The 26,825-nt window shown below is 72.6% G+C and carries 28 protein-coding genes and 1 other RNA gene; 8 read left to right on the plus strand and 21 right to left on the minus strand.

What is annotated here, in order from left to right; translation table 11 throughout:
• Positions 1–14 precede the first annotated feature (14 nt).
• The 4 genes from DE149_RS02740 to DE149_RS02755 form a co-directional block, all read right to left on the minus strand.
• On the minus strand, positions 15–1,073 hold the full coding sequence (locus tag DE149_RS02740) for a hemolysin family protein (RefSeq protein WP_113913913.1): 1,059 nt from the start codon (positions 1,071–1,073) through the stop codon (positions 15–17).
• Positions 1,070–2,386 (minus strand): hemolysin family protein, encoded by a 1,317-nt coding sequence (locus DE149_RS02745; RefSeq protein WP_102708347.1) that lies wholly within the window; start codon positions 2,384–2,386, stop codon positions 1,070–1,072. Before DE149_RS02745 ends, DE149_RS02740 begins: the two co-directional genes overlap by 4 nt.
• Positions 2,387–2,570: 184 nt before the next feature.
• Positions 2,571–4,052, minus strand: a complete 1,482-nt coding sequence (locus DE149_RS02750; protein WP_101965578.1) for a GuaB1 family IMP dehydrogenase-related protein — start codon at positions 4,050–4,052, stop codon at positions 2,571–2,573.
• Positions 4,019–4,330, minus strand: a complete 312-nt coding sequence (locus DE149_RS02755) for an IMP dehydrogenase (protein ID WP_370446014.1) — start codon at positions 4,328–4,330, stop codon at positions 4,019–4,021. The genes DE149_RS02750 and DE149_RS02755 overlap by 34 nt, the downstream gene beginning before the upstream one ends.
• A 199-nt stretch (positions 4,331–4,529) precedes the next feature.
• Here DE149_RS02755 and DE149_RS02760 point away from each other — a divergent pair, with 199 nt between their 5' ends.
• From DE149_RS02760 to DE149_RS11925, 3 genes are all read left to right on the plus strand, one after another.
• Positions 4,530–8,285 carry a multifunctional oxoglutarate decarboxylase/oxoglutarate dehydrogenase thiamine pyrophosphate-binding subunit/dihydrolipoyllysine-residue succinyltransferase subunit gene (locus DE149_RS02760; RefSeq protein ID WP_113913914.1) on the plus strand — a complete coding sequence of 1,252 codons (3,756 nt, stop codon included), beginning with the start codon at positions 4,530–4,532 and terminating at the stop codon, positions 8,283–8,285.
• 76 nt (positions 8,286–8,361) lie between these two features.
• Entirely contained in the window at positions 8,362–8,967 is a 606-nt protein-coding gene (locus DE149_RS02765; protein ID WP_041104309.1) for a GDSL-type esterase/lipase family protein, read from the plus strand.
• Positions 8,968–9,011: 44 nt separating this feature from the next.
• Positions 9,012–9,086 (plus strand): 50S ribosomal protein bL37, encoded by a 75-nt coding sequence (locus DE149_RS11925; RefSeq protein ID WP_095346645.1) that lies wholly within the window; start codon positions 9,012–9,014, stop codon positions 9,084–9,086.
• Between the two features lie 138 nt (positions 9,087–9,224).
• Here DE149_RS11925 and rsrA read toward each other — a convergent pair whose 3' ends face one another.
• Positions 9,225–9,503 carry a mycothiol system anti-sigma-R factor gene (gene rsrA, locus DE149_RS02770; RefSeq protein ID WP_060974333.1) on the minus strand — a complete coding sequence of 93 codons (279 nt, stop codon included), beginning with the start codon at positions 9,501–9,503 and terminating at the stop codon, positions 9,225–9,227.
• A complete protein-coding gene (locus tag DE149_RS02775) occupies positions 9,500–10,216 on the minus strand; it encodes a sigma-70 family RNA polymerase sigma factor (RefSeq protein ID WP_036314006.1) in 717 nt (238 codons plus the stop codon). The genes rsrA and DE149_RS02775 overlap by 4 nt, the downstream gene beginning before the upstream one ends.
• Before the next feature lie 200 nt (positions 10,217–10,416).
• Here DE149_RS02775 and aroA point away from each other — a divergent pair, with 200 nt between their 5' ends.
• The 5 genes from aroA to DE149_RS02800 all read left to right on the plus strand — a co-directional run bounded on the left by aroA (position 10,417) and on the right by DE149_RS02800 (position 14,822).
• Positions 10,417–11,847 (plus strand): 3-phosphoshikimate 1-carboxyvinyltransferase, encoded by a 1,431-nt coding sequence (aroA, locus tag DE149_RS02780; protein ID WP_044659233.1) that lies wholly within the window; start codon positions 10,417–10,419, stop codon positions 11,845–11,847.
• On the plus strand, positions 11,847–12,947 hold the full coding sequence (rsgA, locus tag DE149_RS02785; protein WP_044659234.1) for a ribosome small subunit-dependent GTPase A: 1,101 nt from the start codon (positions 11,847–11,849) through the stop codon (positions 12,945–12,947). Before aroA ends, rsgA begins: the two co-directional genes overlap by 1 nt.
• A gap of 29 nt (positions 12,948–12,976) precedes the next feature.
• Positions 12,977–13,816 (plus strand): histidinol-phosphatase, encoded by an 840-nt coding sequence (gene hisN, locus DE149_RS02790; RefSeq protein ID WP_041104303.1) that lies wholly within the window; start codon positions 12,977–12,979, stop codon positions 13,814–13,816.
• A 77-nt stretch (positions 13,817–13,893) separates the two neighbouring features.
• The gene (locus DE149_RS02795; RefSeq protein WP_041104301.1) at positions 13,894–14,379 is read left to right on the plus strand and encodes a CrcB family protein; all 486 of its coding nucleotides are present in this window, start codon (positions 13,894–13,896) and stop codon (positions 14,377–14,379) included.
• Positions 14,376–14,822 carry a CrcB family protein gene (locus DE149_RS02800; protein WP_041104299.1) on the plus strand — a complete coding sequence of 149 codons (447 nt, stop codon included), beginning with the start codon at positions 14,376–14,378 and terminating at the stop codon, positions 14,820–14,822. Before DE149_RS02795 ends, DE149_RS02800 begins: the two co-directional genes overlap by 4 nt.
• A gap of 79 nt (positions 14,823–14,901) precedes the next feature.
• Here DE149_RS02800 and ssrA read toward each other — a convergent pair.
• From ssrA to DE149_RS02875, 15 genes are all read right to left on the minus strand, one after another.
• Positions 14,902–15,273: a transfer-messenger RNA gene (ssrA, locus tag DE149_RS02805) on the minus strand.
• A gap of 135 nt (positions 15,274–15,408) precedes the next feature.
• Entirely contained in the window at positions 15,409–15,924 is a 516-nt protein-coding gene (gene smpB, locus DE149_RS02810) for an SsrA-binding protein SmpB (RefSeq protein ID WP_044659238.1), read from the minus strand.
• A 129-nt stretch (positions 15,925–16,053) separates the two neighbouring features.
• On the minus strand, positions 16,054–16,719 hold the full coding sequence (locus DE149_RS02815; RefSeq protein ID WP_044659239.1) for a CoA transferase subunit B: 666 nt from the start codon (positions 16,717–16,719) through the stop codon (positions 16,054–16,056).
• Complete coding sequence (locus tag DE149_RS02820; protein ID WP_041104295.1) at positions 16,716–17,525, minus strand: CoA transferase subunit A; 810 nt, start codon at positions 17,523–17,525, stop codon at positions 16,716–16,718. The genes DE149_RS02815 and DE149_RS02820 overlap by 4 nt, the downstream gene beginning before the upstream one ends.
• 31 nt (positions 17,526–17,556) lie before the next feature.
• Entirely contained in the window at positions 17,557–18,765 is a 1,209-nt protein-coding gene (locus tag DE149_RS02825; protein WP_113913915.1) for an acetyl-CoA C-acetyltransferase, read from the minus strand.
• 190 nt (positions 18,766–18,955) lie between these two features.
• The gene (locus DE149_RS02830) at positions 18,956–20,023 is read right to left on the minus strand and encodes a 2,3-butanediol dehydrogenase (protein WP_041104337.1); all 1,068 of its coding nucleotides are present in this window, start codon (positions 20,021–20,023) and stop codon (positions 18,956–18,958) included.
• Positions 20,024–20,240: 217 nt separating this feature from the next.
• Positions 20,241–21,362, minus strand: a complete 1,122-nt coding sequence (prfB, locus tag DE149_RS02835; RefSeq protein WP_061867909.1) for a peptide chain release factor 2 — start codon at positions 21,360–21,362, stop codon at positions 20,241–20,243.
• Between the two features lie 12 nt (positions 21,363–21,374).
• Positions 21,375–22,109 carry an alpha/beta fold hydrolase gene (locus tag DE149_RS02840; RefSeq protein ID WP_113913916.1) on the minus strand — a complete coding sequence of 245 codons (735 nt, stop codon included), beginning with the start codon at positions 22,107–22,109 and terminating at the stop codon, positions 21,375–21,377.
• The gene (locus DE149_RS02845; RefSeq protein ID WP_113913917.1) at positions 22,106–22,564 is read right to left on the minus strand and encodes a Tad domain-containing protein; all 459 of its coding nucleotides are present in this window, start codon (positions 22,562–22,564) and stop codon (positions 22,106–22,108) included. Before DE149_RS02845 ends, DE149_RS02840 begins: the two co-directional genes overlap by 4 nt.
• The gene (locus tag DE149_RS02850) at positions 22,564–22,992 is read right to left on the minus strand and encodes a hypothetical protein (RefSeq protein WP_113913918.1); all 429 of its coding nucleotides are present in this window, start codon (positions 22,990–22,992) and stop codon (positions 22,564–22,566) included. The genes DE149_RS02845 and DE149_RS02850 overlap by 1 nt, the downstream gene beginning before the upstream one ends.
• Positions 22,976–23,404, minus strand: coding sequence for a TadE/TadG family type IV pilus assembly protein (locus DE149_RS02855; protein WP_225348400.1), 429 nt, complete (start codon positions 23,402–23,404; stop codon positions 22,976–22,978). The genes DE149_RS02850 and DE149_RS02855 overlap by 17 nt, the downstream gene beginning before the upstream one ends.
• 2 nt (positions 23,405–23,406) lie before the next feature.
• Entirely contained in the window at positions 23,407–23,613 is a 207-nt protein-coding gene (locus DE149_RS02860) for a hypothetical protein (RefSeq protein WP_010079078.1), read from the minus strand.
• 87 nt (positions 23,614–23,700) lie between these two features.
• On the minus strand, positions 23,701–24,642 hold the full coding sequence (locus DE149_RS02865) for a type II secretion system F family protein (RefSeq protein ID WP_113913919.1): 942 nt from the start codon (positions 24,640–24,642) through the stop codon (positions 23,701–23,703).
• Entirely contained in the window at positions 24,639–25,496 is an 858-nt protein-coding gene (locus tag DE149_RS02870) for a type II secretion system F family protein (protein ID WP_060974324.1), read from the minus strand. The genes DE149_RS02865 and DE149_RS02870 overlap by 4 nt, the downstream gene beginning before the upstream one ends.
• Complete coding sequence (locus DE149_RS02875) at positions 25,496–26,722, minus strand: CpaF family protein (RefSeq protein ID WP_102708353.1); 1,227 nt, start codon at positions 26,720–26,722, stop codon at positions 25,496–25,498. Before DE149_RS02875 ends, DE149_RS02870 begins: the two co-directional genes overlap by 1 nt.
• Positions 26,723–26,825 lie beyond the last annotated feature (103 nt).

Below are 26,825 nucleotides of genomic sequence, written 5' to 3' on the forward strand. Positions count from 1 at the left end.
CGCCCGCGCGACGCTCATGCGGGCCGGAACCGACGTGGCGACTGCGTCACGTCGTTGATCTCCCCGACGAGCTCCTCGAGCACGTCCTCGAGGAAGAGGATGCCCGCGGTCTCGCCCTCGGGCGTGATGACCCGGGCGAGGTGGGAGCCCGTGCGCTGCATGAGCGCGAGTGCGTCCTCGACCTCGTCCTCGAGCCGCACGTTGGCCAGCGAGCGCACGCGCGTGAGCGGGATCGGCTCGTCGTACCCCGACGGGCCCACGGTGAGGACGTCCTTCAGGTGCAGGTAGCCGGTGTAGCCGCCGTCGGGGTCCTCGACCACGAACCGGGAGAAGCCCACGCGGCCCACGGTCCACTCGAAGTCGTGCGGCGTGATCCCCTCGGGGACGGTGACGACCCGCTCGAGCGGCACCATCACGTCCCCGGCCCGGTGGTCCGAGAACTCGAGGGCCGAGTGCAGCACGCCGGACTCGTCCTCCAGGGTGCCCGAGCGGGTGGACTCGGCCACGATCGACTGCACCTCCTCGAGCGTGTAGGAGGAGGCCACCTCGTCCTTCGGCTCGATGCGCAGGGCGTGCAGCACGAGGTTGGCCGTCCAGTTCAGCGCGGCCACGACGGGATGCAGCAGCTTCGAGAGCCACACGAGCGGCTGGGCCAGCAGCATCACGGCGCGGTCCGCGAACGAGACGGCGGCGTTCTTGGGCACCATCTCGCCCAGGGTCACGTGCAGGAAGGTGACCACCAGCAGCGCGAGCACGAAGGCGGTCACGTCCGCCGCCGCGGACGGGACCCCGAGGGCGGCCATCGGGACGACGAGCAGGTGGTGCAGCGCCGGCTCGGACACGTTGAGGATGAGCAGGGAGCACACCGTGATGCCGAGCTGGCAGACGGCCAGCATCTGGGAGACGTGCTCCATCGCGTAGAGCGCCACCTGGGCCTGGCGGGAGCCGGCCTCGGCCCTCGGCTCGATCTGCGCCCGACGGGCGCCCATGACGGCGAACTCGCCCGCCACGAAGAAGGCGTTGGCGGCCAACAGGACCACCAGCCACAGCAGTCCGACGACGTCCCCGTTCATGCGCGCGTCTCCTCGTCCTCAGCGGCCGGGTCGAAGCGCACGCGCTCGATGCGGCGGCCGTCCATCCGCTCGACCGTCAGGGTGCCGCCGTCCACATCCACCACGTCCCCGACCTCCGCCAGGCGCCCCAGTCGGGCCAGGATGTACCCGCCGACGGTCTCGTAGGCCCCGTCCTCCGGCACCACGAGGCCCGGGATCTGGGTCCGCACCTCGTCGGGCCGCAGCTCCGCCGGGAAGTACCAGCGGCCGGAGGCCGTCTGCAGGACCCCCGGGGTGACTCGGTCGTGCTCGTCCGCGACCTCGCCGACGATCTCCTCCACCACGTCCTCGAGCGTGACCACCCCGGCGGTGCCCCCGTACTCGTCCACGACGACGGCCATCTGCAGGTTCGCGTCGCGCAGCTCGGCCAGCAGCTGGTCCAGGTGCACGGTCTCCGGCACGCGGATGACCTCCGTCATCAGCGCACCGGCCTCGAGGTCGGCGCGGCGCTCCCGCGGCACGGCCACGACCTTCTTCACGTGCACCACGCCGCGGATGTCGTCCGAGGAGTCGCCGATCACGGGGAACCGGGAGTAGCCGGTGCTGCGGGCCAGGTCCAGGACCTCGGGCAGAGCCTGGTCCTCCCTCACCGTCTCCACGCGGATGCGCGGGGTCATCACGTCCGCGGCGGTGCGGTCCGCGAAGCGCAGCGTCCGGTCCAGGAACGTGGCGGTCTGCGCGTCGAGCGTGCCCAGCTGCGCCGAGCGGCGGACCAGCGAGGAGAGCTCCTCGGGGCTGCGGGCGCCGGAGATCTCCTCCTTGGCCTCGATGCCCACGCGGGCCAGCACGCCGTTGGAGAACCCGTTCAGGACCAGGATCGCCGGCTTGAACACCGTGCTGAACACGAGCTGGGGCCGGGCGAGTGCGCGGCCGATCGCCATGGGCTCGGCGATGGACAGGTTCTTGGGGATCAGCTCGCCGAGGAGCATCGAGAGCAGGGTCGCCACGACCATCGCGACGACGAGCGAGACGGTGCCCACCACGCCGGCCGGCAGCCCCACCTGGAGCAGCAGCGGGTCGATGAGCCGGCTGATCGCCGGGTCCATCACGTATCCGGTGAGCAGTGTGGTCAGGGTGATGCCCAGCTGGCACGCGGAGAGCTGGGTCGAGAGTGACTTGAGACAGCGCAGCAGGGGCTCGGCGCCGCGGTCACCCGCGTCCACCATCCGCTGCACGGTCGGCACGTCGATCGCGATCATGGCGAACTCGACGGCCACGAAGAACCCGGTGCCCACGATCAGGACCAGGCCGAGGATCAGCAGGAGCCACTCCACCCGACCTCACCCCCTCGACGGCGGGCCGGGCGGCGGTGCGGGGCACCGGGACTGGAAGGCTCCGATCCGGCCGCGTCCGCGTGGGCGGACGAGCGGTCTGGCACACAGGTGTCAGGGTGATCCATAGTCCGCCCAGTATAGGGGCGTCAGGCCCCGGCGGAACGAGCAGGGGCATGCGGCCGCCTCACCACGACGAGGCGACCGGCCGGCCCTCCTCGTAGCCCGCCGCGGACTGCAGGCCGACGACGGCGCGCTCACGGAACTCCGCCAGGTCGTGGGCGCCGGCGTAGGTCAGCGACGAGCGCACACCGGACGTGATGGTGTCCAGCAGGTCCTCCACCGAGGGGCGGCGCGGGTCCACGTACATGCGCGAGGAGGAGATGCCCTCCTCGAACATCGCCTTGCGGGCCTTGGTGAAGGCGTCCTCGTGGCGGGTGCGGTGCTGGACCGCGCGGGCCGAGGCCATGCCGAAGCTCTCCTTGTACCGCCGACCGTCCGGACCGTGCACGAGGTCGCCCGGAGACTCGAGCGTCCCCGCGAACCACGAGCCGATCATCACCGAGCTGGCTCCGGCGGCCAGCGCGAGCGCCACGTCCCGCGGGTGCTTCACCCCGCCGTCCGCCCACACGCGTGCCCCGAGCTCGCGGGCCGCGGCGGCGCACTCCAGGACCGCCGAGAACTGCGGCCGGCCCACCGCGGTCTGCATGCGCGTGGTGCACATCGCGCCCGGGCCCACGCCCACCTTCACGATGTCCGCGCCGGCCGCGACCAGGTCCCGGACGCCGTCGCCGGAGACGACGTTGCCGGCCACCACGGGCACGCCGGGGTCGAGGGCCCGCACCGCAGCGAGCGCGTCCAGCATGGTCCGCTGATGACCGTGCGCCGTGTCCACGACGAGCACGTCGACGCCGGCCTCGACCAGGACGGCGGCCTTCTCCCCCACCGCCCCGTTGATGCCGACGGCGGCGCCGACGCGGAGCCGTCCGTCGTCGTCGAGACCGGGCGTGAACAGGGACGAGCGCAGCAGGCCCGCCGCGGTGACGACCCCGCGCAGCACGGGGGCGGCGGTCCCCACCGCCGGGTCCACGACGGGGGCCATCTCCTGGCGCGCGGCGTGGAGGCGCTCGAAGGCCGCCTGCAGCGCCTCCTTGCTCGGGGCCCCGTCCGTGCCGCCGAGCTCGGCGAGCGTGAGGGTCACCGCCGGAGGGTGCATGACGGAGGCGGCCGAGGCGAAGCGGTCCACGCCCTCGCAGTCCTGGGGGCGGACCACGCCGAGCAGCCCGCCGTGGGCGTCCACCACGCAGACGGCCCCGTGGTTGCGGCGGTCCACGAGGTGGAGCAGGTCCAGCACCGTGTCCTGCGGCCCGACGGTCAGGGCGGTGTCCGCCACGGGGTGGGCCACCTTCACCCGACGCACGACGTCCCGGATCACGTCCGCCGGGATGTCCTGCGGCAGGATCCCGAGACCGCCGCGCCGGGCCATGGTCTCGACCATCCGGCGCCCGGTGACGGCGGTCATGTTGGCGGAGACCAGGGGGATGGTGGCGCCCGTGCCGTCATCCGGGGCGATGTCCACGTCCATGCGACTGGCGACGTCCGAGTGCGAGGGCACGAGGAAGACGTCGTTGTACGTCAGGTCGACGGCCGGGTCGGTGAGGAAGCGCATGGCGTCAGTCTCCCAGACGAGGCGGACGCCGAGGGGCCCCGCGCGTCCGCCGGGATGTCCTGCGGCAGGATCCCGAGACCGCCGCGCCGGGCCATGGTCTCGACCATCCGGCGCCCGGTGACGGCGGTCATGTTGGCGGAGACCAGGGGGATGGTGGCGCCCGTGCCGTCATCCGGGGCGATGTCCACGTCCATGCGACTGGCGACGTCCGAGTGCGAGGGCACGAGGAAGACGTCGTTGTACGTCAGGTCGACGGCCGGGTCGGTGAGGAAGCGCATGGCGTCAGTCTCCCAGACGAGGCGGACGCCGAGGGGCCCCGCGCGTCCGCCGGGAGCGGAGTCGAGACGAGGCCGCGGCATTCCGACCGGGGGCGTCGAAGAACTATGATGTCTCGAGGCGTTCCCGGCCCCACGCGCGCCGCGCGGGTGGCCCGGCGCAGCACATCGCATCCCAAGGCTCAGGAAGAGGCGTTACACAGTGCCAGAACTCACGTCGGACCGGCTCGCACAGGAGTTCCCGGGGAACGAACGGCTGGTGGCCGAGATCTACCGGAAGTACCGCGAGGACTCCGGTTCCGTGGACCGGCAGTGGGCACAGATCTTCGCCCGTCTCGAGGCCAGCGCCCCCGCCGCCGAGGCCGAGCCGAAGGCCGCCGCCAAGGCCGAGCCGAAGGCCGCCGCCAAGACCGAGCCGAAGACCGCCGCCCGGGCCGAGCCGAAGGCCTCCGCCAAGGTGACCGAGCCGAAGGCGGCGACCGCCCCGGCCCGGGGTGCGCAGCCCAAGGAGACCTCGGTCAGCACCGGCCCCAAGCCCAAGAAGACCCCGGCGGCCCAGGCCGTGCCCTCCGAGCCCGCCGACACCACCGCCACCACCGCGGACGAGAAGCAGGAGAAGGCCACCGTCCTCAAGGGCATGGCCAAGGCCGTGGCCACGAACATGGACGCCTCCCTGTCCATGCCCACCGCCACCACCGTGCGCGACCTGCCGGCCAAGGTGCTGATCGACAACCGCGTGGTCATCAACAGCCACCTGGCCCGCACCCGGGGCGGCAAGGTCTCCTTCACCCACCTCATCGGCTACGCCGTGGTCCGCGCGCTCGCGGCCATGCCTTCGATGAATGTGACCTACGAGGAGCGCGACGGCAAGCCCACCATGGTGGAGCCGGCCCACGTGAACTTCGGCCTCGCCATCGACCTGCCCCGCCCGGACGGCACCCGCGCGCTCGTGGTCCCCAACGTCAAGGCCGCCGAGACCCTCGACTTCCGCGGCTTCTGGAAGGCGTACGACGACCTCGTCCAGCGCGCCCGCAAGAACAAGCTGACGATGGACGACTACGCCGGCACCACGGTCTCCCTGACCAACCCGGGCGGCATCGGCACCGTGCACTCGGTGCCCCGCCTGTCCCAGGGCCAGGCCGCCATCATCGGCGTCGGCGCGCTGACCTATCCGGCCGCCTTCCAGGGCGCCGCCGAGTCCACGCTGCACGACCTGGCGATCTCCAAGACGATCACCCTCACCTCCACGTACGACCACCGCGTGATCCAGGGTGCCGGCTCGGGCGAGTTCCTGAAGATCGTGCACGGCCTCCTGCTGGGCGAGGACGGCTTCTACGACGAGGTCTTCCACTCCCTGCGCATCCCCTACGAGCCCGTCCGCTGGGCCCAGGACGTGCAGGTGAACCCGGAGGAGCAGGTCGGCAAGGTCGCCCGCATCCAGCAGCTCATCCACGCCTACCGGGACCGCGGCCACCTGCTGGCCAACGTGGACCCGCTCGAGTACTCGATGGCCTACCACCCGGACCTCGACATCCGCGAGCACGGGCTCACCCTGTGGGACCTGGACCGTCAGTGGCCCACCGGCGGCTTCGGCGGGGCGAGCAGCCTGACCCTGCGCAAGATCCTCGGCGTGCTGCGTGACGCGTACTGCCGCACCATCGGCGTCGAGTACATGCACATCCAGGACCCGGCCGAGCGCGCCTGGTTCCAGGAGAAGCTCGAGCAGCCGTACGCCAAGCCCACCCGCGAGGAGCAGCTGCGCATCCTGGGCCGCCTCAACGCCGCGGAGGCGTTCGAGACGTTCCTGCAGACCAAGTACATCGGCCAGAAGCGCTTCTCCCTGGAGGGCGGCGAGTCCCTCATCCCGCTGCTGGACGGCATCCTCGGCGACGCCGCCGACGCCGGACTGGACGAGGTCGCCATCGGCATGGCGCACCGCGGTCGCCTGAACGTGCTCACCAACATCGCCGGCAAGACCTACAGCCAGGTCTTCCGCGAGTTCGAGGGGGCCACCCCGGGCGGCGCCTCGGGCTCGGGCGACGTGAAGTACCACATGGGCACCGAGGGCACCTTCGTGTCCGACGCCGGCAACAGCACCCGCGTGTATCTCGCCGCGAACCCCTCGCATCTGGAGGCTGTGGACCCGGTCCTCGAGGGCGTCGTGCGCGCCAAGCAGGACCGCCTCGATCTGGGTGGCCAGCGCCCGGACTCCTTCTCCGTGCTGCCGATCCTCGTGCACGGCGACGCGGCCTTCGCGGGCCAGGGCGTCGTGACCGAGGTCCTGCAGCTCTCGCAGCTGCCCGGCTACCGCACCGGCGGCACGATCCACGTGATCGTGAACAACCAGGTGGGCTTCACCACGCCGCCGACCCAGGCGCGCTCCGCGGTGTACTCCACCGACGTGGCCAAGACCATCCAGGCCCCGATCTTCCACGTCAACGGCGACGAGCCGGAGTCCGTGGTGCACGTGGCCCAGCTCGCCTTCGAGTACCGCCAGCGGTTCAACAAGGACGTCGTCATCGACCTCGTCTGCTACCGCCGCCGCGGCCACAACGAGGGCGACGACCCGTCGATGACGCAGCCGCGCATGTACAACCTCATCGAGCAGAAGCGCTCCACCCGCAAGCTGTACGTCGAGTCCCTCGTGGGCCGCGGCGACATCACGCAGGAGGAGGCGGACAGCGCCCTGAAGGACTACCAGCAGCAGCTGGAGCGGGTCTTCGCGGAGACCCACGAGGACGCGCCCGCCTCCGGCGGGGAGGGCCTCCGCCCGGCCGAGGACCGGGACGCGGCCCCGGAGGCGCCGGCGTCCACGGCCATCTCGGCCGAGACGCTGCGGGCCATCGGGCAGGCGCACATCGACGTGCCCGAGGGCTTTACGGTCCACCCCAAGCTCGCGGCCCTGCTCGAGCGCCGCGCCAAGATGGCCGTCGACGGCGGCATCGACTGGGGCTTCGCCGAGCTGGCGGCCTTCGGCTCGCTGCTCATGGAGGGCGTGCCGGTCCGCCTGGCGGGCCAGGACTCCCAGCGCGGCACCTTCACGCAGCGCCACTCGGTGTTCCACGACCGGATCACCGGCGACACGTGGGCGCCGCTGAGGCACCTCTCCGAGGACCAGGCGAAGTTCTGGGTCTACAACTCGCTGCTGTCCGAGTACGCCGCCCTCGGCTTCGAGTACGGCTACTCCGTGGAGCGCTCCGACGCCCTCGTGCTGTGGGAGGCCCAGTTCGGCGACTTCGTGAACGGCGCGCAGACGATCATCGACGAGTTCATCTCCTCGGCCGATCAGAAGTGGTCGCAGACCTCGTCCGTGGTCCTGCTCCTCCCCCACGGCTACGAGGGACAGGGGCCGGACCACTCCTCCGCCCGCATCGAGCGCTTCCTGCAGATGTGCGCCGAGGACAACATGCGCGTGGTCAACCCCTCCACGGGCGCGAACCACTTCCACCTGCTGCGCGAGCACGCCTACGCCCGCCCGCGTCGGCCCCTCATCGTGTTCACCCCGAAGCAGCTGCTGCGCCTCAAGGCCGCCGCGAACTCGGTGGAGGACTTCACCGAGGGCGGCTTCCAGCCGGTCATCCCGGACGCCGGGGTGGACGCCAAGGACGTCACGCGCGTGGTGCTGGTCTCCGGCCGGCTGTACTACGACCTGCTCGCCCGCCGCGAGAAGTCCGGTGACACGTCCACCGCGATCGTGCGGGTGGAGCAGCTCTACCCGCTGCCGCTCGACGAGATCCGCAAGGCGCTCCGCGCCTACCCGGTCGCCGACGTCACCTGGGTGCAGGACGAGCCCGCGAACCAGGGCCCGTGGCCGTTCATGGCACTGAACCTCGTGCCGCAGCTCGACGGCCCCGTGACCCTCGTGTCCCGCCCGGCCTCGGCCGCGACCTCCGCGGGCACCAAGGGCCGCCACGACCAGGAGCTCAGCACGCTGCTGGACGCCGCCTTCGGCCGCTGACCCGGACCGACCCTGCGCCGCCGCCGCACCCTCCGGTGCGGCGGCGGCGCCGGATCGGCCGACGAAAGGACACACTGTGCACAACCGCCGGATCCGGATCGCCGCCGTCGGCGACCAGCTGCTGGCCGGTGCGGGCGACGCCCGCGCCATCGGCTGGTGGGGCCGCGTGCTCGCCCGCACCCAGGCCCCCGACGTGGAGCTGGAGAACTACGTGCTGGCCGTGCCGCACGAGACCACCGAGGACCTCAACGAGCGCTGGTGGGGCGAGGCCTCGCGGCGCTTCTCCGAGGAGACGGAGAACCGCCTCGTCGTGGCCCTGTCCGACGCGGACCTGGACCTGGAGGCCACCTCGACCGCCCGCTCGCGGCTGAACCTGGCCAACGTCCTGGACACCGCCTCGCAGCGGAACATCCCGGTGCTCGTGGTGGGCCCCACGCCCACCCTGGACGAGCAGCGCAACGCCCGGCTCGCCGAGCTCAACGCCGCCTACCTGGATGTGGCCGACCGGCGCAACCACGTGTACGTGGACACGTTCACCCCGCTGGTGGGACACGAGCAGTGGCGCGCGGACCTCGCCTCCGGCCAGGGCCGGCCGGGCCAGGCGGGCCACGGGCTCATCGCGTGGCTCGTGCTGCACCGGGGCTGGTACCAGTGGCTCGGTCTGCCTGAGCCCACGGCCTGATGTGACAGAATGGACCACCGACCGACTCGTTGAAGGGAGACGTCATGAGCAAGCGTGCACGCAAGCGTCGCGACCGCCGCAGGAACGGCGCCAACCACGGCAAGCGTCCCAACGCCTGATCCGCTGATCGGCGTCGCGGACCGGCCGGGTGCCACCCGGCGACCGCAGAGACCACGAAGGGCCGTCCCCTCAGGGGACGGCCCTTCGTCATCGTCGGGGCGCCCGATCGGGTGCCCACGGGTCCGCATGTCGCGGTGTCAGCCCCAGGTGACGGTCGTCGTCGAGATCTGGGTGATGCGGGTCATGATGGTGGCCCGCAGCTGCGCGGGCGCCTTCTCCTGACAGCACCGACGCACCGCCGAGCGGATGAGCTCCTCGAGCTCCTTCTGGTGCCGGCAGTCCGGACACTCCGCCACGTGGGCGCGCACCTGCTCGATGTCCTCGGGCGTCAGGGCGCCGTCCAGGTACTGGTACAGCCGCTCCAGGGAGGCGTCCTGGGCGACGCGGCACTCATGGCCGTGCTGGTCCGCGGTCATCGCGTGGCCTCCTTCGTGCTCGTCTCGGTCTGCTTCGTGCCGCCGCGCCCGGTCTTCTTCTTCGGCTGGGCCTTGATGCCGCGCGCGGCCGCGTAGTCCGCGAGGCGCTCGCGCAGCTGCTTGCGGCCGCGGTGCAGCCGCGACATGACGGTGCCGATCGGCACGTCGAGGATCTCGGCGATCTCCTTGTAGGCGAAGCCCTCCACGTCCGCGAAGTAGACGGCGAGCCGGAACTCCTCCGGGATCGCCTGCAGGGCGTCCTTCACCTGGGAGTCGGGCAGCCGGTCGAGGGCCTCCGTCTCGGCCGAGCGCAGGCCACCGGAGGTGTGCTCGGCGGCCCGGGCCATCTGCCAGTCCTCCACCTCAGGGTTGTCCGCCTCGAGGGGCTGGCGCTGCCGCTTGCGGTAGAGGTTGATGTACGTGTTCGTGAGGATCCGGTAGAGCCAGGCCTTGAGGTTGGTGCCGGGCCGGTACTGGTGGAACGAGGAGTAGGCCTTCGTGTACGCCTCCTGGACCAGGTCCTCGGCGTCCTGCGGGTTGCGCGTCATGCGCAGCGCAGCGGAGTACAACTGGTCCACGAACTCGAGGGCGTCACGCTCGAACCGGGCACGGCGCTGCTGTTCGGACTCGGCGGCGACGTCGATGTCGGCGCGGTCGTGCTCGGGGGCGTCCTCGGGCCGGGCGAATTCCGGCCGGCTGTTGTCAGTGCTCATCGCGGGCCAGTCTACGGTCCGGGAGGGATGCGTCAGCAGGGCGGCGCTCATGCGGGGCTCCTCTCCGGCTGCGGTCCGCGGCGAGCGGGACCGGTGCGCCGACACGGGTACGGGGTCGTCCAGTGGAGCGCCAGGAGCGTTCCAGGTATTCCCCCGCGACAGGCCGACCCCGGCCGACAGCCGCCGGATAGGCTGGTCCGGTGACCCGCCCCACGCGTGCCGCCGCGCACTCCCCCGCCCCCCGTCCCGACGCCGCCGAGACCTGGCCCGCGCCCGTGGCGCGCGGCCCGGTGCGCGGAGAGGTGCGGCTGCCGGGATCGAAGTCGCTGACGAACCGGCATCTCGTGCTCGCCGCGCTCGCCGACGGTCCGTGCGTCCTGCACGGCGTCCTCGAGTCGCGGGACACGGCATTGATGCGCACGGCGCTCACAGCGCTCGGGGCCCGGTTCGAGCCCCTGTCCGACGGCGGACTGCGGGTGCATCCGATGCCGGTCGGCGAGCCGCTGGCCGGGGATGTCGCCGTGGACTGCGGACTGGCGGGGACGGTCATGCGCTTCGTCCCGTTCGTCGCCGCGCTGCGGCCCGGCCGGGTCCGCTTCGACGGCGACGCCGGCGCGCGCCTGCGCCCGATGGCCCCGGTCCTGGACGCGCTGCGCCAGCTCGGGGTGGCCGTCAACGAGGAGGGCGAGCCCGGTCGCCTGCCCTTCACGATGACGACCCGCGCGGACGCGGCCACGGTGGCCCCCGACGGCGACGTGCCGGAGGTCGCGGTCGACGCCTCCGGCTCCTCCCAGTTCCTGTCCGCCGCGCTGCTGGCGGCCGCGGGGATGCCGCGCGGCCTCCGGCTGCGGCACACCGGGCAGACCGTGCCGAGTCCGGAGCACGTCGCGATGACCGTCGGGGTGCTGCGCGCGCTCGAGGTGGACGTCGCCGAGACGGGTCCCGGGGCGTGGACCGTGGCCCCGGGGCGCATCCCGGCACACGAGGCGACCGTCGAGCCGGACCTGTCCAACGCAGGCCCCTTCCTGGCCGCCGCCGTGGCCACGGGCGGCTCCGTGACGGTGCCGGACTGGCCCACCCGCACGACGCAGATCGGCGACCGCTGGCGGCGGATCCTGCCGCAGTTCGGGGCGAGCGTGGCCCTCACGGTCGACCGCACGGACCGCTCCCGCGGCCGGCTCACGGTGACGGGGGCGGTCCACGACGACGGCGCGCCCCGCATCACCGGCGCCGGTGAGATCGCGGACACGGCCGAGCTCGCCCCCACCGCGGCCGCGCTCGCCCTGCTGGCCTCCGGGCCCACCCGCCTGACGGGGATCGGCCATCTGCGGGGCCATGAGACGGACCGGCTCGCCGCGCTCACCGCCGAGGCCGCCCGCCTGGGGATCACCGTGGACGAGGACGAGACGTCGCTCGGCTTCCCGGGGACGGACGCGTCGGGGCCGCTGTCGCCCGCCGCCCTCGAGACCTACCACGACCACCGGATGGCGACCTTCGCCGCCGTCGTCGGCCTGCGCGTGCCGGGGACCGGCATCGTGGACGTGGCGACCACCGCGAAGACGATGCCGGACTTCCCCGCACTGTGGACCGCGCTCGTGGCACCCGGCGATGCGGCCGAGGAGGCCCGCTGATGGCCCGGCGCCTCGATCCCTCCGCGTGGGACGAGTCCGATGTCCGGGTGCGCCCGTCCAAACGCGGCACCCGCCCGCGCACCAAGGAGCGGCCCAAGCACGAGGATGCGCAGGTCGGCATGGTCACCACGGTGGACCGCGGCCGGTACGCCGTGGTGCTGCCGGATCGCCTGGACGAGCGGATCACGGCGATGCGCGCCCGCGAGCTGCGCCGCACGCCGATCGCCACGGGCGACCGGGTGGCCGTCGTCGGGGACCTCTCCGGGGACGAGGGCACGCTCGCACGCATCGTCCGTGTCGAGGAGCGCAGCACGGTCCTGCGCCGGTCGGCGGACGACTCGGACGAGGTCGAGCGGGTGGTGGTGGCCAACGCCGACCTGCTGGTGATCATGGTGGCCGCGGCCAATCCGGAGCCCCGGACCGGCTTCATCGACCGCGCCCTGGTCGCCTGCTACGACGCCGGCATCCACCCGGTGCTGCTCATCACGAAGACCGACCTGCGTGATCCGGCCGCGCTGGTGGCGCACTACGAGGCCCTGGACCTGGAGGTGATGACCTCCGGTGCGGCGACCTTCGAGGCCGAGACCGGGGACACCGCCCTGGACGCCTCGCTCGTGGCCCGGGTGGCCGAGCGGCTGATCGGGCACACGAGCGCGTTCGTGGGGCCCTCCGGCGTCGGCAAGTCCACGCTGCTGAACGCGCTCACCGGCGCGGAACGGGCCACCGGCCACGTCAACGCCGTCACCGGCCGGGGCCGGCACACCTCCTCGTCCGCGCTCGCACTGCCGCTGACGGGCGACGACGGCGCCCCCCTGCCGGACACCTGGGTAGTGGACACCCCCGGCATCCGGTCCTTCGGGCTGGGCTGGGTCGAGCCGGACCGCGTGGTGGAGGCGTTCGACGACCTCGCCGGCGGGCTGGCGGACTGCCCGCGCGGCTGCACCCACACCGCCGACTCCCCCGGCTGCGGCCTGGACGCATGGGTGGCCGCGGGCCACGCCGGCCCCTCGGGAGCGGCACGCCTGGCCTCGCTGCGGCGTCTGCTCGGCAACCGGCTGGCCCCCTCGGGGGCGGAGGACGCGGCGTCGTCCGAGGACTGAGGCGGCCCGCGCGGTATAGCGTGGGCGGCATGGAGCGACCTGAGAACCCTGCGACCCGCGGCCGCGACCTCACGGAGGACCTGCGGCTGGCCCACATGCTGGCGGACAACGTGGACTCGATCACGATGTCCCGGTTCAAGGCCCAGGACCTCGAGGTCAGCACCAAGCCGGATCTCACCCCTGTCACGGATGCGGACCGCGCCGCCGAGGAGTCCATCCGCTCGACCCTGTCCCGTGCCCGGGCGCGCGACGGCATCGTGGGTGAGGAGTTCGGCGGATCTCTGAGCCGCTCCGGCCGGCAGTGGGTGGTCGACCCCATCGACGGCACCAAGAACTTCGTGCGCGGCGTGCCCGTGTGGGCCACCCTCATCGCGCTGCTGATCGACGGCGAGCCCGTCGTCGGCGTCGTCTCCGCCCCCGCCCTGCACCGTCGCTGGTGGGCCGCGGCCGGCCAGGGCGCCTTCGCGGGCACCTCGCTCACGCGTGCTCAGCGGATCACCGTGTCCGGCGTGGACCGGGTCGAGGACGCGTCGCTGTCCTTCTCCTCGATCGAGGGCTGGCGCGAACGCGGCTCGATCCGCGCGTTCCTGCAGCTCACCTCGGACGTGTGGCGCGTGCGCGGCTTCGGCGACTTCTGGTCCTACATGCTCGTCGCCGAGGGCGCCGTGGACATCGCGGCCGAGCCCGAGCTCGAGCTGCATGACATGGCCGCTCTGGTGCCGATCGTGCGCGAGGCCGGCGGCCGCTTCACCTCGCTGGACGGCGAGGACGGCCCGTTCGGCGGGCACGCGCTGGCCACGAACGGCCTGCTCCACGACGACGTCCTCGCCCGCCTCCGCGCGGGTGACGAGACCGAGGGCGGCGCCTGATAGCAGTGCGGGGGGAGACGACGGCCGACCGGAGGGGCGGGCGCGGGACAGATCGCCGGCCCGGCACTGCGGGTGCGGTGGCCCTCGGCGGTGCCGCGGGCGTGCTGTGCGGTGCGGGGGTGATGAACGCGGTGACCGCGCTGGCCGGGGCGCCCAACTTCCGCGGCACGTTCGGCGCCGCGTTCGGGGCGGTCGACGTGCTGGTCCAGGCCCTGCCGCTGTTCGTGGTGAACGTGCTCGGCTCGTTCCTGCTCGGCCTGCTGTGGGCGGCCTCGCGACGCCGCGGGCCGGACTGGCGTCCACGCCTGGTGGCGGGGCTGGGAACCGGCTTCCTCGGTGCGTTCACCACCATCTCCAGCGCCGTCGCCCTGGTGCTGTGGCCGGTGCGGCTGGGCGCCGCGGCGTCCGGGGCGGGTGGCGTCCTCGCCGCGGCGGTAGCGGTGCTGCTGGTGCTCGCGCTGATGGCTGCACTCTCGACGGCGGCGGCCGTGCTCGGCCTGCGCGCCGGTGGCGCCCCGGGGTCGCGCGCGGTCGGGACGGATCGTTCGGCGGAGGACGCATGAGCGGCGCGGGATACGAGGTCTTCGCTCTCCTCCAGGTGGCCCTCCTGGCCTGCCTCGCGGCGGGCGGGGCGCTCGGCGCCCTGGTGCGCCGGCGCCTGACCGACCGGCTCGGCCCCCGGGGTCTGCTCACCGCCAACACGACGGCGGCCCTGCTCCTCGGCGTCACCGTCGGCCTGGCCGTGCCGGAGCTGGTGTACGCCTCCGAGAGCTGGGGCGACGGGCAGGGGCTCGTGCTCGTCGCGGCGGTGTCCGCCGTGGTGTCCGGGTTCTGCCTCGCCCTGGGGACGTGGTCCACCGTGGCCGCTGAGGCGGCTGACGCCGCGCTCGCCCGTCGATGGGGCACAGCCGCCCGCCTGTGGACCGCGCATCTGGGGCTGGGGCTGGTGGCCGTCGTCGTCGGCTGGGGCGCCGGCCTGGGCCTGCACGCCGTCCTGGCCGGCTGAGGGGCGGGCCGCCGCACACCGGCATGGACACGACGAAGGCCCCGGAATCGGGGTGATTCCGGGGCCTTCCCGTGGTGGTGAGTGGAGCCGGCGGGAATTGAACCCGCGTCCGATGAGGTGTTGCCAGGTCTTCTCCGGGCGCAGTCTGCTGTGGGTGTTGCTCGGTCCTGGCCGTCCCGCAGACGGGCGGCCAACCCGGACCCAGCCGGATTGATGTCGGCGTCACGACCCCCGGCGAGGGTGACGCCCAGTGGCTATCTAGCTGACGCCACGATCCGAGGCGACAGCGACCTCGGGGTGACGGACTCGATCACTGATCAGGCAGCGAGAGCGAAGTCAGTGCGCTTGGATTCGGCACTTATTGGTTTGCAGAGAGCGTTTGACGAGATGACTCTGCATCCTCGGCCCGCTTCTCCCGACGCGACACACACCGTCGAAACCGATCGGCCCCATGGGGGCGACTCCTCTATGAGGTTGTCAATCACCACTGCAGGCGGAGGGCGCGAGGCCCGCCGGTCCTGAAACCGGCCCTGCGAGAGATACAACGTAGCACGCCCCCGAGGCATTCCCAAGGGGTCCACCGCGCTCAGGCCACGCCGGCGCGCCGGTTGCGCATCCGCATGGCCCGCTGGGCCTCGCGGTTGTCCTGCTGCTCGCGCAGCTTGTGCCGCTTGTCGTATTCGCGGTTGCCGCGCGCGACGCCGATCTCCACCTTCACGCGCCCGTTCAGGAAGTACAGGGACAGCGGCACGATGGTCAGGCCCGGATCCTGGATCTGGCGGGAGATCTTCGTCAGCTCGGCGCGGTGCAGCAGCAGCTTGCGGCGGCGGCGGGCGGCGTGGTTGGTCCACGAGCCGTTGAGGTACTCCGGGATGTAGACCTGCTCGAGCCACAGCTCGTCCCGGTAGAAGACCGCGAAGCCGTCCACGAGCGAGGCCTTGCCCTCGCGCAGCGACTTCACCTCGGTGCCGGTGAGCACCATGCCGGCCTCGTACGTGTCGAGGATGGTGTAGTCGTGGCGCGCCTTCTTGTTGTTGGCGATCACCTGGCGCTCGCCGGGGGCCGGCTGCTTGGCGGCCTTGCCCTTGCTGTTCTTGCCCATGGCCTCACGTCCTTCCAGCGTCCACGGCGACGGCCGCGCCCCGATCAGGGCGCGGCCGTCCAGTCTATCCCGTGCCGGCCCGATGCCCGCCGAGGCGGTGCGCCGGGGCCGCGGGGCGGCGTCGTCGGCTCAGTCCAGCGGCGCGCCGGTGAGCGCGCGGACCTGCTCCTCGGTGATGCCGGGCGCGGTCTCCACGAGCGCCAGGCGGGGCTGTTCCGGGGTGCCGACGACGTCGATCACGGCCAGGTCCGTGATGATGCGGTCGACGACGGCGCGGCCGGTCAGCGGCAGGGTGCACTGGTCGACGATCTTGGGGGTGCCGTCCTTGGACACGTGGTCCATCATGACGATCACGCGGCCGGCGCCGTGGACGAGGTCCATCGCACCGCCCATGCCCTTGACCATCTTGCCGGGCACCATCCAGTTGGCCAGGTCGCCCGCGGCGGAGACCTCCATGCCGCCCAGGACGGCGACGTCGATCTTGCCGCCGCGGATCATGCCGAAGCTCAGCGCGGAGTCGAAGAAGGACGCCCCCGGGTTCACGGTGACGGTCTCCTTGCCCGCGTTGATCAGGTCCGGGTCCACGGCGTCCTCCGTGGGGTACGGGCCCGTGCCGAGGATGCCGTTCTCGGACTGCAGCACCACGGACCGCCCGGCGGGGATGTGGTTGGGGATCAGCGTGGGCATGCCGATGCCGAGGTTGACGTAGGCGCCGTCCGGCAGCTCCTGCGCGGCGCGGGCCGCCATCTGGTCGCGGCTCAGGCCCTGGGGACGCCCGGTGGTCTGCTCGCTCATGCCCGCCCCTCCCCCGACGCGCGCACGGTGCGCTTCTCGATCCGCTTCTCGATGTCCGTGCCGACCTCCACGATCCGGTGCACGAAGACACCGGGCAGGTGCACGTCATCCGGGTCGATCTCGCCGGGCTCGACGAGCTCCTCCACCTGCGCGATGCACACGCGGCCGGCCATGGCCGCGGGCGGGCCGAACTGGCGGGTGGCCTTGCGGAACACGAGGTTGCCGTGGCGGTCGCCCTTCCACGCGTGCACGAGGGAGAAGTCGGTGACGATGGAGCGTTCGAGCACATAGGTCTCGGGCTCGTCCGGGGTCTGGCTGAGGTAGCCCTCGCCGAGCACGAACGTGTCCGTGGGCTTGGCCTGCGAGGACTTCACCACGGTGCCGTCCGCGTCGTAGCGCATGGGCAGGCCGCCTTCGGCCACCTGGGTGCCGACGCCGGAGCGGGTGTAGAACGCCGGGATGCCGGCGCCGCCGGCGCGGAGCTTCTCCGCGAGGGTGCCCTGCGGGACGAGCTCCACCTCGAGCTCGCCCTTGAGGTACTGGCGGGCGAACTCCTTGTTCTCCCCCACATAGGAGGAGGTCATCTTCCGCAGCCGGCGCGCGCCGAGCAGGATGCCCAGGCCCCAGCCGTCCACGCCGCAGTTGTTGGAGACGACGGACAGGTCCGTGGCGCCCTGCTCGAGCAGGGCCTCGATGAGCTGCACGGGGTTGCCGGAGAGCCCGAAGCCGCCGACGGCCAGGGACGCGCCGTCCGGCACGTCCGCCACCGCCTCGGCGGGCGTGGCCACGGTCTTGTCGAGAGCCATGTCCGGGGTCCTTTCTGTCAGGGGCGGTCTGTCAGCGGAAGAGGATCAGGGCCTCGCCCTGGCCGCCGCCGCCGCAGAGCGAGACGGCCGCGCGGCCGCCGTCGCGCCGGTCGAGCTCGAGGGCGGCGTGCAGGGCCAGCCGGGCGCCGGAGGCGCCGATCGGGTGGCCCAGGGCGATGGCGCCGCCGTGGATGTTGGTCTTCTCGTGCGGGTAGCCGAGGTCGCGCAGGGACTGCACGGCCACCGCGCCGAACGCCTCGTTGATCTCGATGAAGTCAAGGTCGGCCACGTCCCAGCCCTGCTTCCGCACCGCCGCGGCGATCGCGTCCGAAGGCTGCGAGTGCAGCTGCGAGCTGTCCGGGCCGGCGGTCTGGCCGGGTGCGCCCACCGTGGCGAGGATCGTCAGGCCCTTCTCCTCGGCGAAGGCCCGCGAGGTCACCACGAGGGCGGCGGCGCCGTCGGACAGGGGCGAGGAGTTGCCGGCCGTGATGGTGCCGTCCTTCGCGAACGCCGGGCGCAGGGCGCCCAGCGACTCGGCGGTCGTGTCCGGGCGGACCCCTTCGTCCTGGGAGACGACCAGCGGGTCGCCCTTGCGCTGCGGGATCTCCACCGGGGCGATCTCGCCCTCGAAGACGCCCTCGGACTGGGCCCGGGCGGCCCGCTGGTGCGAGGCCGCGGCGACCTCGTCCTGCTCGGCGCGGGCGATGTTCCGCTCGCCGTTGCCGGACTCGGTCAGCTCGCCCATGGCCTCGTGGCTCAGGGAGTCGGTGAGGCCGTCCCACGCGACGGCGTCGAGCATGGTGGCCGGGCCGTACTTGAAGCCCTTGCGCGCGCCGGGCAGCAGGTGCGGGGCGTTGGTCATGGACTCCTGACCGCCGGCCACCACCACGTCCACCTCGCCGAGGCGGATGAGACGGGCGGCGTCGATCACGGCGGTGAGGCCGGACAGGCACACCTTGTTGATCGTCATGGCCGGGACGTTCAACGGGATGCCCGCGGCGAGCGCGGACTGGCGGGCCGGGTTCTGGCCCGCGCCGGCCTGCACGACCTGGCCCATGTAGACCATGTCCACGTCCTCGGGGGCCACGCCGGCGCGCTCGAGCGCGTGCGTGATCGCGTGGGCGCCCAGGTCCACGGCGCGCAGGTCGGCCTGCTGCGAGAGCAGCCGGGTGAAGGGCGTGCGGGCACCGCCCACGATCACGGCATCGGTGGGCTGAGGCTGGGGCAGCTCGGCGGTCATGCGGTCCTCCTGGGACGTTCAACTCGGTTCATCACGATTCACTCAAATGCAGTCTATGACCCCGGTCACAGGCGCGCCAGGGAGCGACGCGTCTGTGACGGCGCGCCGCGGCACAGGGACCACGACGGCCCGCACCCGCAGCGCGCGGGTGCGGGCCGTCGTCGGGACGTCCGGGGATCGGGCCGGAGCCTCAGAGGCCCTGGCCGGTGGGCGAGACGAGGATCTTCACGGCCGTCTCGTTGTGGTGGATGAGGGTCTCGAAGCCCTGGTCGACCAGGTCGTCGAGGCCGATCTTGCCGGTGATGAACGGCGCGAGGTCCACGGCGCCGTCCTCGACCATGCGGATGGTGTCCGCGTGGTCGTTCGCGTACGCGATGGTGCCGCGCAGGTCGATCTCCTTCATCACCAGCTTGTGCAGGGCCACGGCGGGCTCGTGGCCCCAGATGGACTCGTTGACGATCACCCCGCCGGGACGCACCGCGTCCAGCAGCATGTCCAGCACCACGTCCACCGAGGTGCACTCGAAGCCCACGTCCGCGCCCTGGCCGTCGTGCAGCTCGCGGATCTTCGCGGGCACGTCCACCTCGCGGGGGTCGAATGCCTCGTCTACCACGCCGGCCTCGAGCACCTTCTGGCGGCGCAGCTCCGAGAGCTCGGAGACGTACACCGTCAGGCCCTTGCCCTTGAGCACGGCCGCCGTGAGCGCGCCGATGGGGCCGGCGCCACCGATCACTGCCACGCCCGACGTCGGAGAGCCGGCCCGCACCCACGCGTGGTGGGCCACGGAGAGCGGCTCGATGAGCGCGGCCTGGTCGAGAGGCACGGAGTCGGCCACCGGGTGGACCCAGCGGCGCTGCACCGCGATCTGCTCGGCCAGTCCGCCGCCGTCGCCGCCCAGGCCGATGAAGTTCATGTCCGGCGCGAGGTTGTAGTCCGGTCGGTCCCGGTCCTCCTCGCGCACGATGTACGGCTCCACGACGACCTTCTGGCCGACCTCGAGGTCCGTGACGCCCTCGCCCAGGGCGGCGACGGTGCCGGACATCTCGTGGCCGAGCGTGACGGGGGCGGCGTCGCCGGAGATCGGGTGCGGGTGCCCGGCCGGCGGGATGAAGATCGGGCCCTCGAGGTACTCGTGCAGGTCCGTGCCGCAGATGCCGCACCACGCGACGTCCACGAGGACCTGCCCCGGACCGGCCGTGGGCGAGTCGATCTCCTCGATGCGGATGTCCTTCTTGCCGTGCCAACGGGCGGCGCGCATGGTCATGCTGTTTGACCTCCTGGGTGGGAATGGAGTCGGCTGCCGGACCGGCGCGCGGGGGCGCCTGCCCGGTGCTTCGAGCATCCCACCGGGCCGGTCTCCCGGGCCAGGCCCGAGGCCCCTGCGGGGGCTTGAACGACGACGCCGGCCCGCGCCTCGCTGCGGAGGTGCGGGCCGGCGTCGTGGTGGCCCGGGCGGCGGGGCCGCGCCGCGGGACTCAGTCCTCCTGGGCGGCCTTGACCTGCTCGGCGCGCCAGCGGATCCCGGCGTCCACGAAATCGTCGATGTGGCCGTCGAACACGGAGGAGGGGTTGCCCTCCTCGTGGCCCGTGCGCAGGTCCTTGACCATCTGGTACGGGTTCAGCACGTAGGAGCGCATCTGGTCGCCCCAGGACGCCTTGACGTCGCCGGCCATCTCCTTCTTCTTCGCGTCCTCCTCGGCCTTGCGCAGCAGCAGCAGGCGAGACTGGAGCACGCGCAGGGCGGCGGCACGGTTCTGGATCTGCGACTTCTCGTTCTGCATGGACACGACGATGCCGGTGGGCAGGTGCGTCATGCGGACGGCGGAGTCCGTGGTGTTCACGGACTGGCCGCCGGGGCCCGAGGAGCGGAACACGTCCACCTTGATCTCGGACTCGGGGATCTCGATGGAGTCGTCCGACTCGATCAGCGGCACCACCTCGACCGCCGCGAAGGACGTCTGGCGGCGGCCCTGGTTGTCGAAGGGGCTGATGCGCACGAGGCGGTGCGTGCCGGCCTCCACGGAGAGGGTGCCGAACGCGAAGGGCGCGTTGACCTCGAAGGTGACGGACTTCAGGCCGGCCTCCTCCGCGTAGGAGGTGTCCATGACCTTGGTGGACCAGCCGCGCTGCTCGGCCCAGCGCAGGTACATGCGCATGAGGGTCTCGGCGAAGTCGGCCGCGTCCACGCCGCCGGCGCCCGCGCGGATGGTCACGACGGCGTCGCGCTGGTCGTACTCGCCGCTGAGCAGCGTGACGACCTCGAGCTCCTCCAGGGCCTTGCGGATGGAGGTCAGCTCCTGGTTGGCGTCGTCCAGGAGGGAGGGCTCGTCCTCCTCCGCGGCGAGCTCGACCATGGTCTCCAGATCCTCGATGCGGCCCTCCAGGGAGGTGATGCGCTTGAGGTCCGTCTGACGGTGGGAGAGCTTGGAGGTGACCTTCTGGGCCTCCTCCGGGTCGTCCCAGAGGTCCGGTGCGGAGGCCTGCTGCTCCAGTTCGGCGATGTCCGCCTTGATGCGGTCGAGGTCCGAGACCTGCTCGATGGAGGCCAGGGTGTGGCGCAGGGAGTCGATCTCCGCGGAGAAGTCAGTGTCAGCCATGATTCGGCCAGCCTACCGCGTGGGGTGGACGCCGGTCGTGTGCCAGCGGCGGATCGCCGCCGCGACGGCCTCGGGCTCCGTGACGTGCGGCCAGTGGCCCGGGCCGACGTCGACGACGGTGGCGTGCTGAGTGACCGCGTCCAGGTCCCGTTGGTGGACGTTCCGGGTGCTGCGCACGTACAGCGTCGGGACGGTGAGGGAGGACCACAGGGCACGGGTGTCCGCGGCGAGGACGGCGGCCCAGAGCTCGCGCATCGGATGGTCCGGCGTGGCGTCCAGGTCGGCCAGGATCCGCTCGTGCCACGGCTCCGGGACGAGGAGGTCGCATGCGAGCGAGGCGCGGAGCACGCTCCGCCAGTCGGGGCGGGCGGCGAGGCGGGCCTTGTCTGCCCGGGCGGCCAGGGCGGTGTCCGTCACCGGGACGTTCGAGTCGATGACCACGAGGGCGCGGGGTCGCACCAGCCCGTCGGCGACGGCGCGCAGCGCGATGACCCCGCCCGTGCTGTGGCCGATCAGCAGCCCCGGCACGGGGCCGGCCTGTGCTGTCCAGGTGCGGGCGGCGTCGAGGACGGGGTCCGCATCGGTCGCCGGCCGTGCGGCCCGGGGGCGGTCCTGACCGCCGGCGTCCATGCCCGGGTGGCCGGGCAGGGCGGGCGAGGCGGCGAGGCCGGCCGCGGCGCCGAGGGCGTCGGCAAGGGGCTGGAAGTGGGCGGGTCGGCCACCGATGCCGTGGAGGAAGCGGATCACCGGGCCAGGCTAGTGCGACTGCTGCCCGTCGCCTCGAGAGGGACCGACAGGGGCAGTGTCCCCGCGAACGGGCCGGTCATGGCGAACAGATCGGCCCGGGCGTTGAGGGTGACGACGACGGTGCTGCCGTCCTCGGCCACGCGGGCGTTCATCCCGCCGAGCCCGGGGACGGCCTCGCGGGCGCCGACGGCTGCGAGGTGCGCGCTGGCGGAGGCGGCGACGTCGTCGTCGGAGAGCACGACGCCCGGGTCCTCCCCCAGCCGGAAGCCGAGCTCCTCTGCCCCGGCGATGGCGGCCGAGTCCGCGAGCGACTGCAGGCGACGGTGCTGCAACTGCACGGTGGTGACCGCGAGCATGACCAGCATGAGGGCCACGAGCACGGCGCACAGGCCGACGGTGAGGACGGTGGTCTGCCCGTCGTCGTGACCCAGGCGAGCGGTGAGGCGGCGGCGCATCAGAACCTCGGCACCGTCTGCCGGGCGTCGGAACCCACCGTCACGGGGGTCAGCGACCACGCTGCCGGCGTGAGGGGGACGGTCACCGCCACGTCCACCCGCACGGCGACGACCTCGCCCGGTTCGAGCGTGCCACAGCCACCCTGGTCGCAGCCGACGGTCAGGTCGTACTGGCCGGCGCCCACGCCGTAGTCGGCGAGCGTGAGCTCGACGGTGGCATGGGCAGCGCCTGCGCTGGGGTGATCGGCGTCGGCGACCACGGCCTTGACGGCCTGGTCCGCGGCGGCGACCGAGGCGAACGCCGCGGCCTGGACCTGGGAGACGTAGATCATCAGGTACACCACGGGGATCAGCAGGACGAGGGTGAGGCCCAGGAATTCGACCGTGGCCGCTCCCCGCTCGTCGCGGACGTCATTGACGGAACGCATGACCGCTCACCTCCACGGGGATCGGGCCCGGCAGGAACCCCAGGCCGGGCAGCGAGCTCGAGACCGTGACGCGCAGGACCGGGACCCCGTCCTGGCTGGTGAGCTCCGCGGCGACGTCGGCCCCGGACTGGCCGGGCACGCCGGAGGAGAGCAGCTCTCGAGCCCGCTGGACACCGTCCTCGGGACTCCGGTCCGCGAGCGCCCCGTACCGGGCGCCGGCGGACGCGGCGTCGATCATCACGTTGCGCGTGTGGATCACGACGCCGGCCTGGAGCAGCGCCGCGAAGAGCAGGACGACCAGGGTCATCACCATGGTGGACTCGGCCACCGCGGCGCCCCGGTCGTCCCGCCAGCGGACGCCCATGTGGACGCCACGGGGCACCGGCACGGCGTGGACAGCACCCCGGGGCATGCTCAGCCGCCCTGGGACACCTGGGAGATGGCCTGGTTGAACAGTCCCTGGAGCGCCGGCAGGGCGAGGGCCAGCAGGCCGGCCACGAGCACGGCGGACATGAGGGTGATCATCACCCAGCCGGGGACGTCGCCGCGCTCGTCGCGGACGTCGTCGTGGATGAGGGCGCGCAGGGCGGCCAGGACGGTGATGGCGTGGTGGTGGAGCATGGTCCCCTCCTCGGGTGGCCGGCCGCCCGTGCGGCCGGAGTGGATGGTGATGGTGGGTGGATGGATGGACTATTCAGTTGTGGGTCTTCAGAACCCCAGGCGCATCAGGGAGATGCCGGGGAAGACGGCGAAGATCACCGTGAGCGGGAGGATGCCGAACACGAGGGGGACCATCATCTGGATCTCCTTCCGGCCGGCGGCCTCCATGAGCTCGCGGCGACCCATCTCACGCACGTCCTGGGCCTGCGCGCGCAGGACGTCGGCGAGGGGCGTGCCGCGGTCGAGCGCGATGAGCACGCCGCCGATGAACCGTTCGACGGGGGCCAGCTGCACGCGCCGTCCCATGGCCTTGAGCGCCGCGGACAGCGACGCCCCGGCACGCATGTCGGCGAGCGTGGTGCGGAACTCGCCGGCCAGCTCCCCGCGCGCCGTCCCCGCGATGCGTTCGAGCGCTCCGGCGGCGCTCTCCCCCGCGCCCACCGAGAGCGCGAACAGCTCGGCCACGGACGGGAACTCGGAGAGGATGGCCTCGCGCCGCCGTCGCACCCGCAGGGAGAGCAGCTGCTCCCGGAGCAGGAACCCGGCCATGCCGCCGGCGATCACGAGGGCGACCCCCGTGATCACCGGCACGCGGCCCGTGACGGTGAGGCTGAGCGCGAGGACGGCCGCCACAGCGGCCCCCGCGGCCGCGCTCAGGACCTGCTGGGCACGGAAGTCCGTCGACGTGACCGCCAGCCCCGCGGCGGCCAGTTTGCGGTCGAGCGCCGCCCCGCCCGGGGAGATGCGCTGGACCCAGCCGACTCCGGACTGCACCACGGGATCGAGGATGCGTCCCCACGCTCCCCAGGGCGAGGCGCCCGCACGTTCCTCCTCGAGGAGGCGGGAGGCCGGGATGTGGTGGCGCAGCTGCGGTTCGACCCGTTGCTCGAGGCTGGGGCGCCAGCCCACCGGCTGGGTGACCAGGATGAGGAGCAGTCCCGCCCCGAGGGTGAGGCCCAGGAGCGCAGCCCAGATCAGCGCGGACGTCATGCGAACACCCGCTTCTCCCGGGGCAGCGCGCCGATGCGGAGCATGACGCGGTAGCAGACGACGGAGGCCACCATGCCGGCGAGGAGCACGGCCCCGCCGGCGGCGGACCGATAGGCCGCGACCGCGGCGGGCTGGGTCCCCAGCAGCAGGAGCACGAGCCACGGGGCGCACACCGCCAACCGGGCCGCGTTCACGGTCCACGACTGCCGGGCCTCGAGCTCGGCGCGGATGCGGGCGTCCTGCCGGAGGAACTCGGAGAGGGTCTGCAGCAGACGGCCGATGTCGGCGCCCCCGACCTCGCGGGTCAGGCGCAGCGAGACCACCAGGCGGTCCGCGACGGGGTCGGCCATCCGGGCCTTGAGCCGGTCCAGTGCGTCCACGAAGCGGGCTCCGGCCCGGTAGTCCCGGGCGAACTGCTGGAACGGCTCGCGCAGCCCCTCCGGCCCGGTCTCCCCGAGCTGGATGAGCGCCTCCGGGAGAGTCAGGCCCGCGCGGATGGCCGACCGGGCGTGGTCGATCGCGTCCGGCCACAGCTCGCGCAGTGCCGTGGAGCGCCGGCGGGCCTGCCAGGACAACAGCAGCCAGGGCACGGCCGCGCCGAAGACGGCGAAGCACGCGGCGATGGTCCACGTACTGGTCAGCGACAGGACGAGCAGCCCGACCACGAGACCGCCGACGGCCATGGCGGACACGACGCCGGCCGGGCTGAGACGCTGGATGCCGGACTGGGCGATCAGCACACGCAGGCGGGAGTCGGTGCGGGCGGCCCCGGGTTTCTCCGTGGGAGGGGACCAGAGGGACCACCACAGCAGGAACAGGCCGCAGCCGAGCGCGAGCCCCAGCAGCGCGGCCATCAGCGCAGCCCCACCAGCTCGTGGACGTCCACGCCGCGACGGGCGAGCGCCTCGAACTCCAGGTTCGCACCCTCGTTGAGACGCAGGTCGCCCTCGGCGTCGCGCTGGAAGAGCGCCGACGTCTCGATGACCCCGCCCTCCACCCGTGAGCCGACGGTGAGGATCTCCCGCACCCGCCGGCGGCCCTGACGGTCGCGCTCGCAGTGCACGACGACGTCGATGCACGTGGCGACCGTCGGAACGACGAAGTCCCGGGAGATGTTCTCCCCGGCCAGCAGCGGCAGCGTGCAGAGCTTCGTGAGCGCGTCCGCGGCCGAGTTCGCGTGGATCGTGCACATGCCGGCCAGGCCGGAGTTCAGCGCCACGAGCATGTCCAGTGCCTCGGCCTCGCGCACCTCGCCGACGATCAGGCGGTCCGGGCGCATCCGCAGCGCCTCCTTGACGAGGCGGCGCAGCGGGATCTCGCCGTGGCCCTCCAGGTTCGGCTGGCGGCACTGTAGCCCGACGACGTCGCGCACCGGGATCTGCAGCTCGAAGATCTCCTCCACGGTGATCACGCGCTCCCGCGGGCCGATGGCCGAGGCCAGGCAGTTGAGCAGGGTGGTCTTGCCCGCCTGGGTGGCCCCGCTGACGAGGATGTTCATGCCCACGTCCACGGCCGCGTCCAGGAAGCGGGCCGCCGTCGGAGTGAGGGAACCGCCCCGGACGAGGTCGTCCAGCCGGCGCGCCCGGGCGATGAACTTCCGGATGTTCACGGCCCAGTGCCGCCGCGTGATGTCGGGGATGGCCACGTGCAGGCGCGAACCGTCTGGCAGGGCCGCGTCGACGAACGGCATCGACAGGTCCAGCCGCCGGCCCGAGGACTTCAGCATGACCTCGACGAGGTCCTGGACCTCCTCCTCGGTCAGGACGATGCCCGTCAGCTCGGAGCGGCCGGACCGCGCGCAGTAGACGGCGTCCGGCGCGTTCAGCCAGATCTCCTCCACGGAGGGATCGTCCATGAGCCGCTGGAGCGGCCCGAGGCCCGCGATGCGGTCGAACAGGTCCTGCCGCGCCGCCACGGGATCCTCCAGGTCCGGCAGCGAGCTGACCATCGCGCGGGACTCGTAGTCCGCGGCCGCTTCCTGGATGAGCGTCAGGACCCGGGCGTGCTCACGCTGCGGGTCGATGCCCTGCCGCCGGACGATCTCCCGGATCTCGTCCTCGAGAATGCGCACCGCATCCATGTGTCCCTCCTGTGCCCGATTCGGCGCCATCCCCAGCGCCGCACATGTCTCGATCAGGAAGATACCCCGTTCCGTCGATGCGTGTGGTCCAGGACACCATGAC

This window comes from Micrococcus sp. KT16 (assembly GCF_003315015.1).
In the GTDB taxonomy this organism is placed as follows: Bacteria; Actinomycetota; Actinomycetes; order Actinomycetales; family Micrococcaceae; genus Micrococcus; species Micrococcus luteus.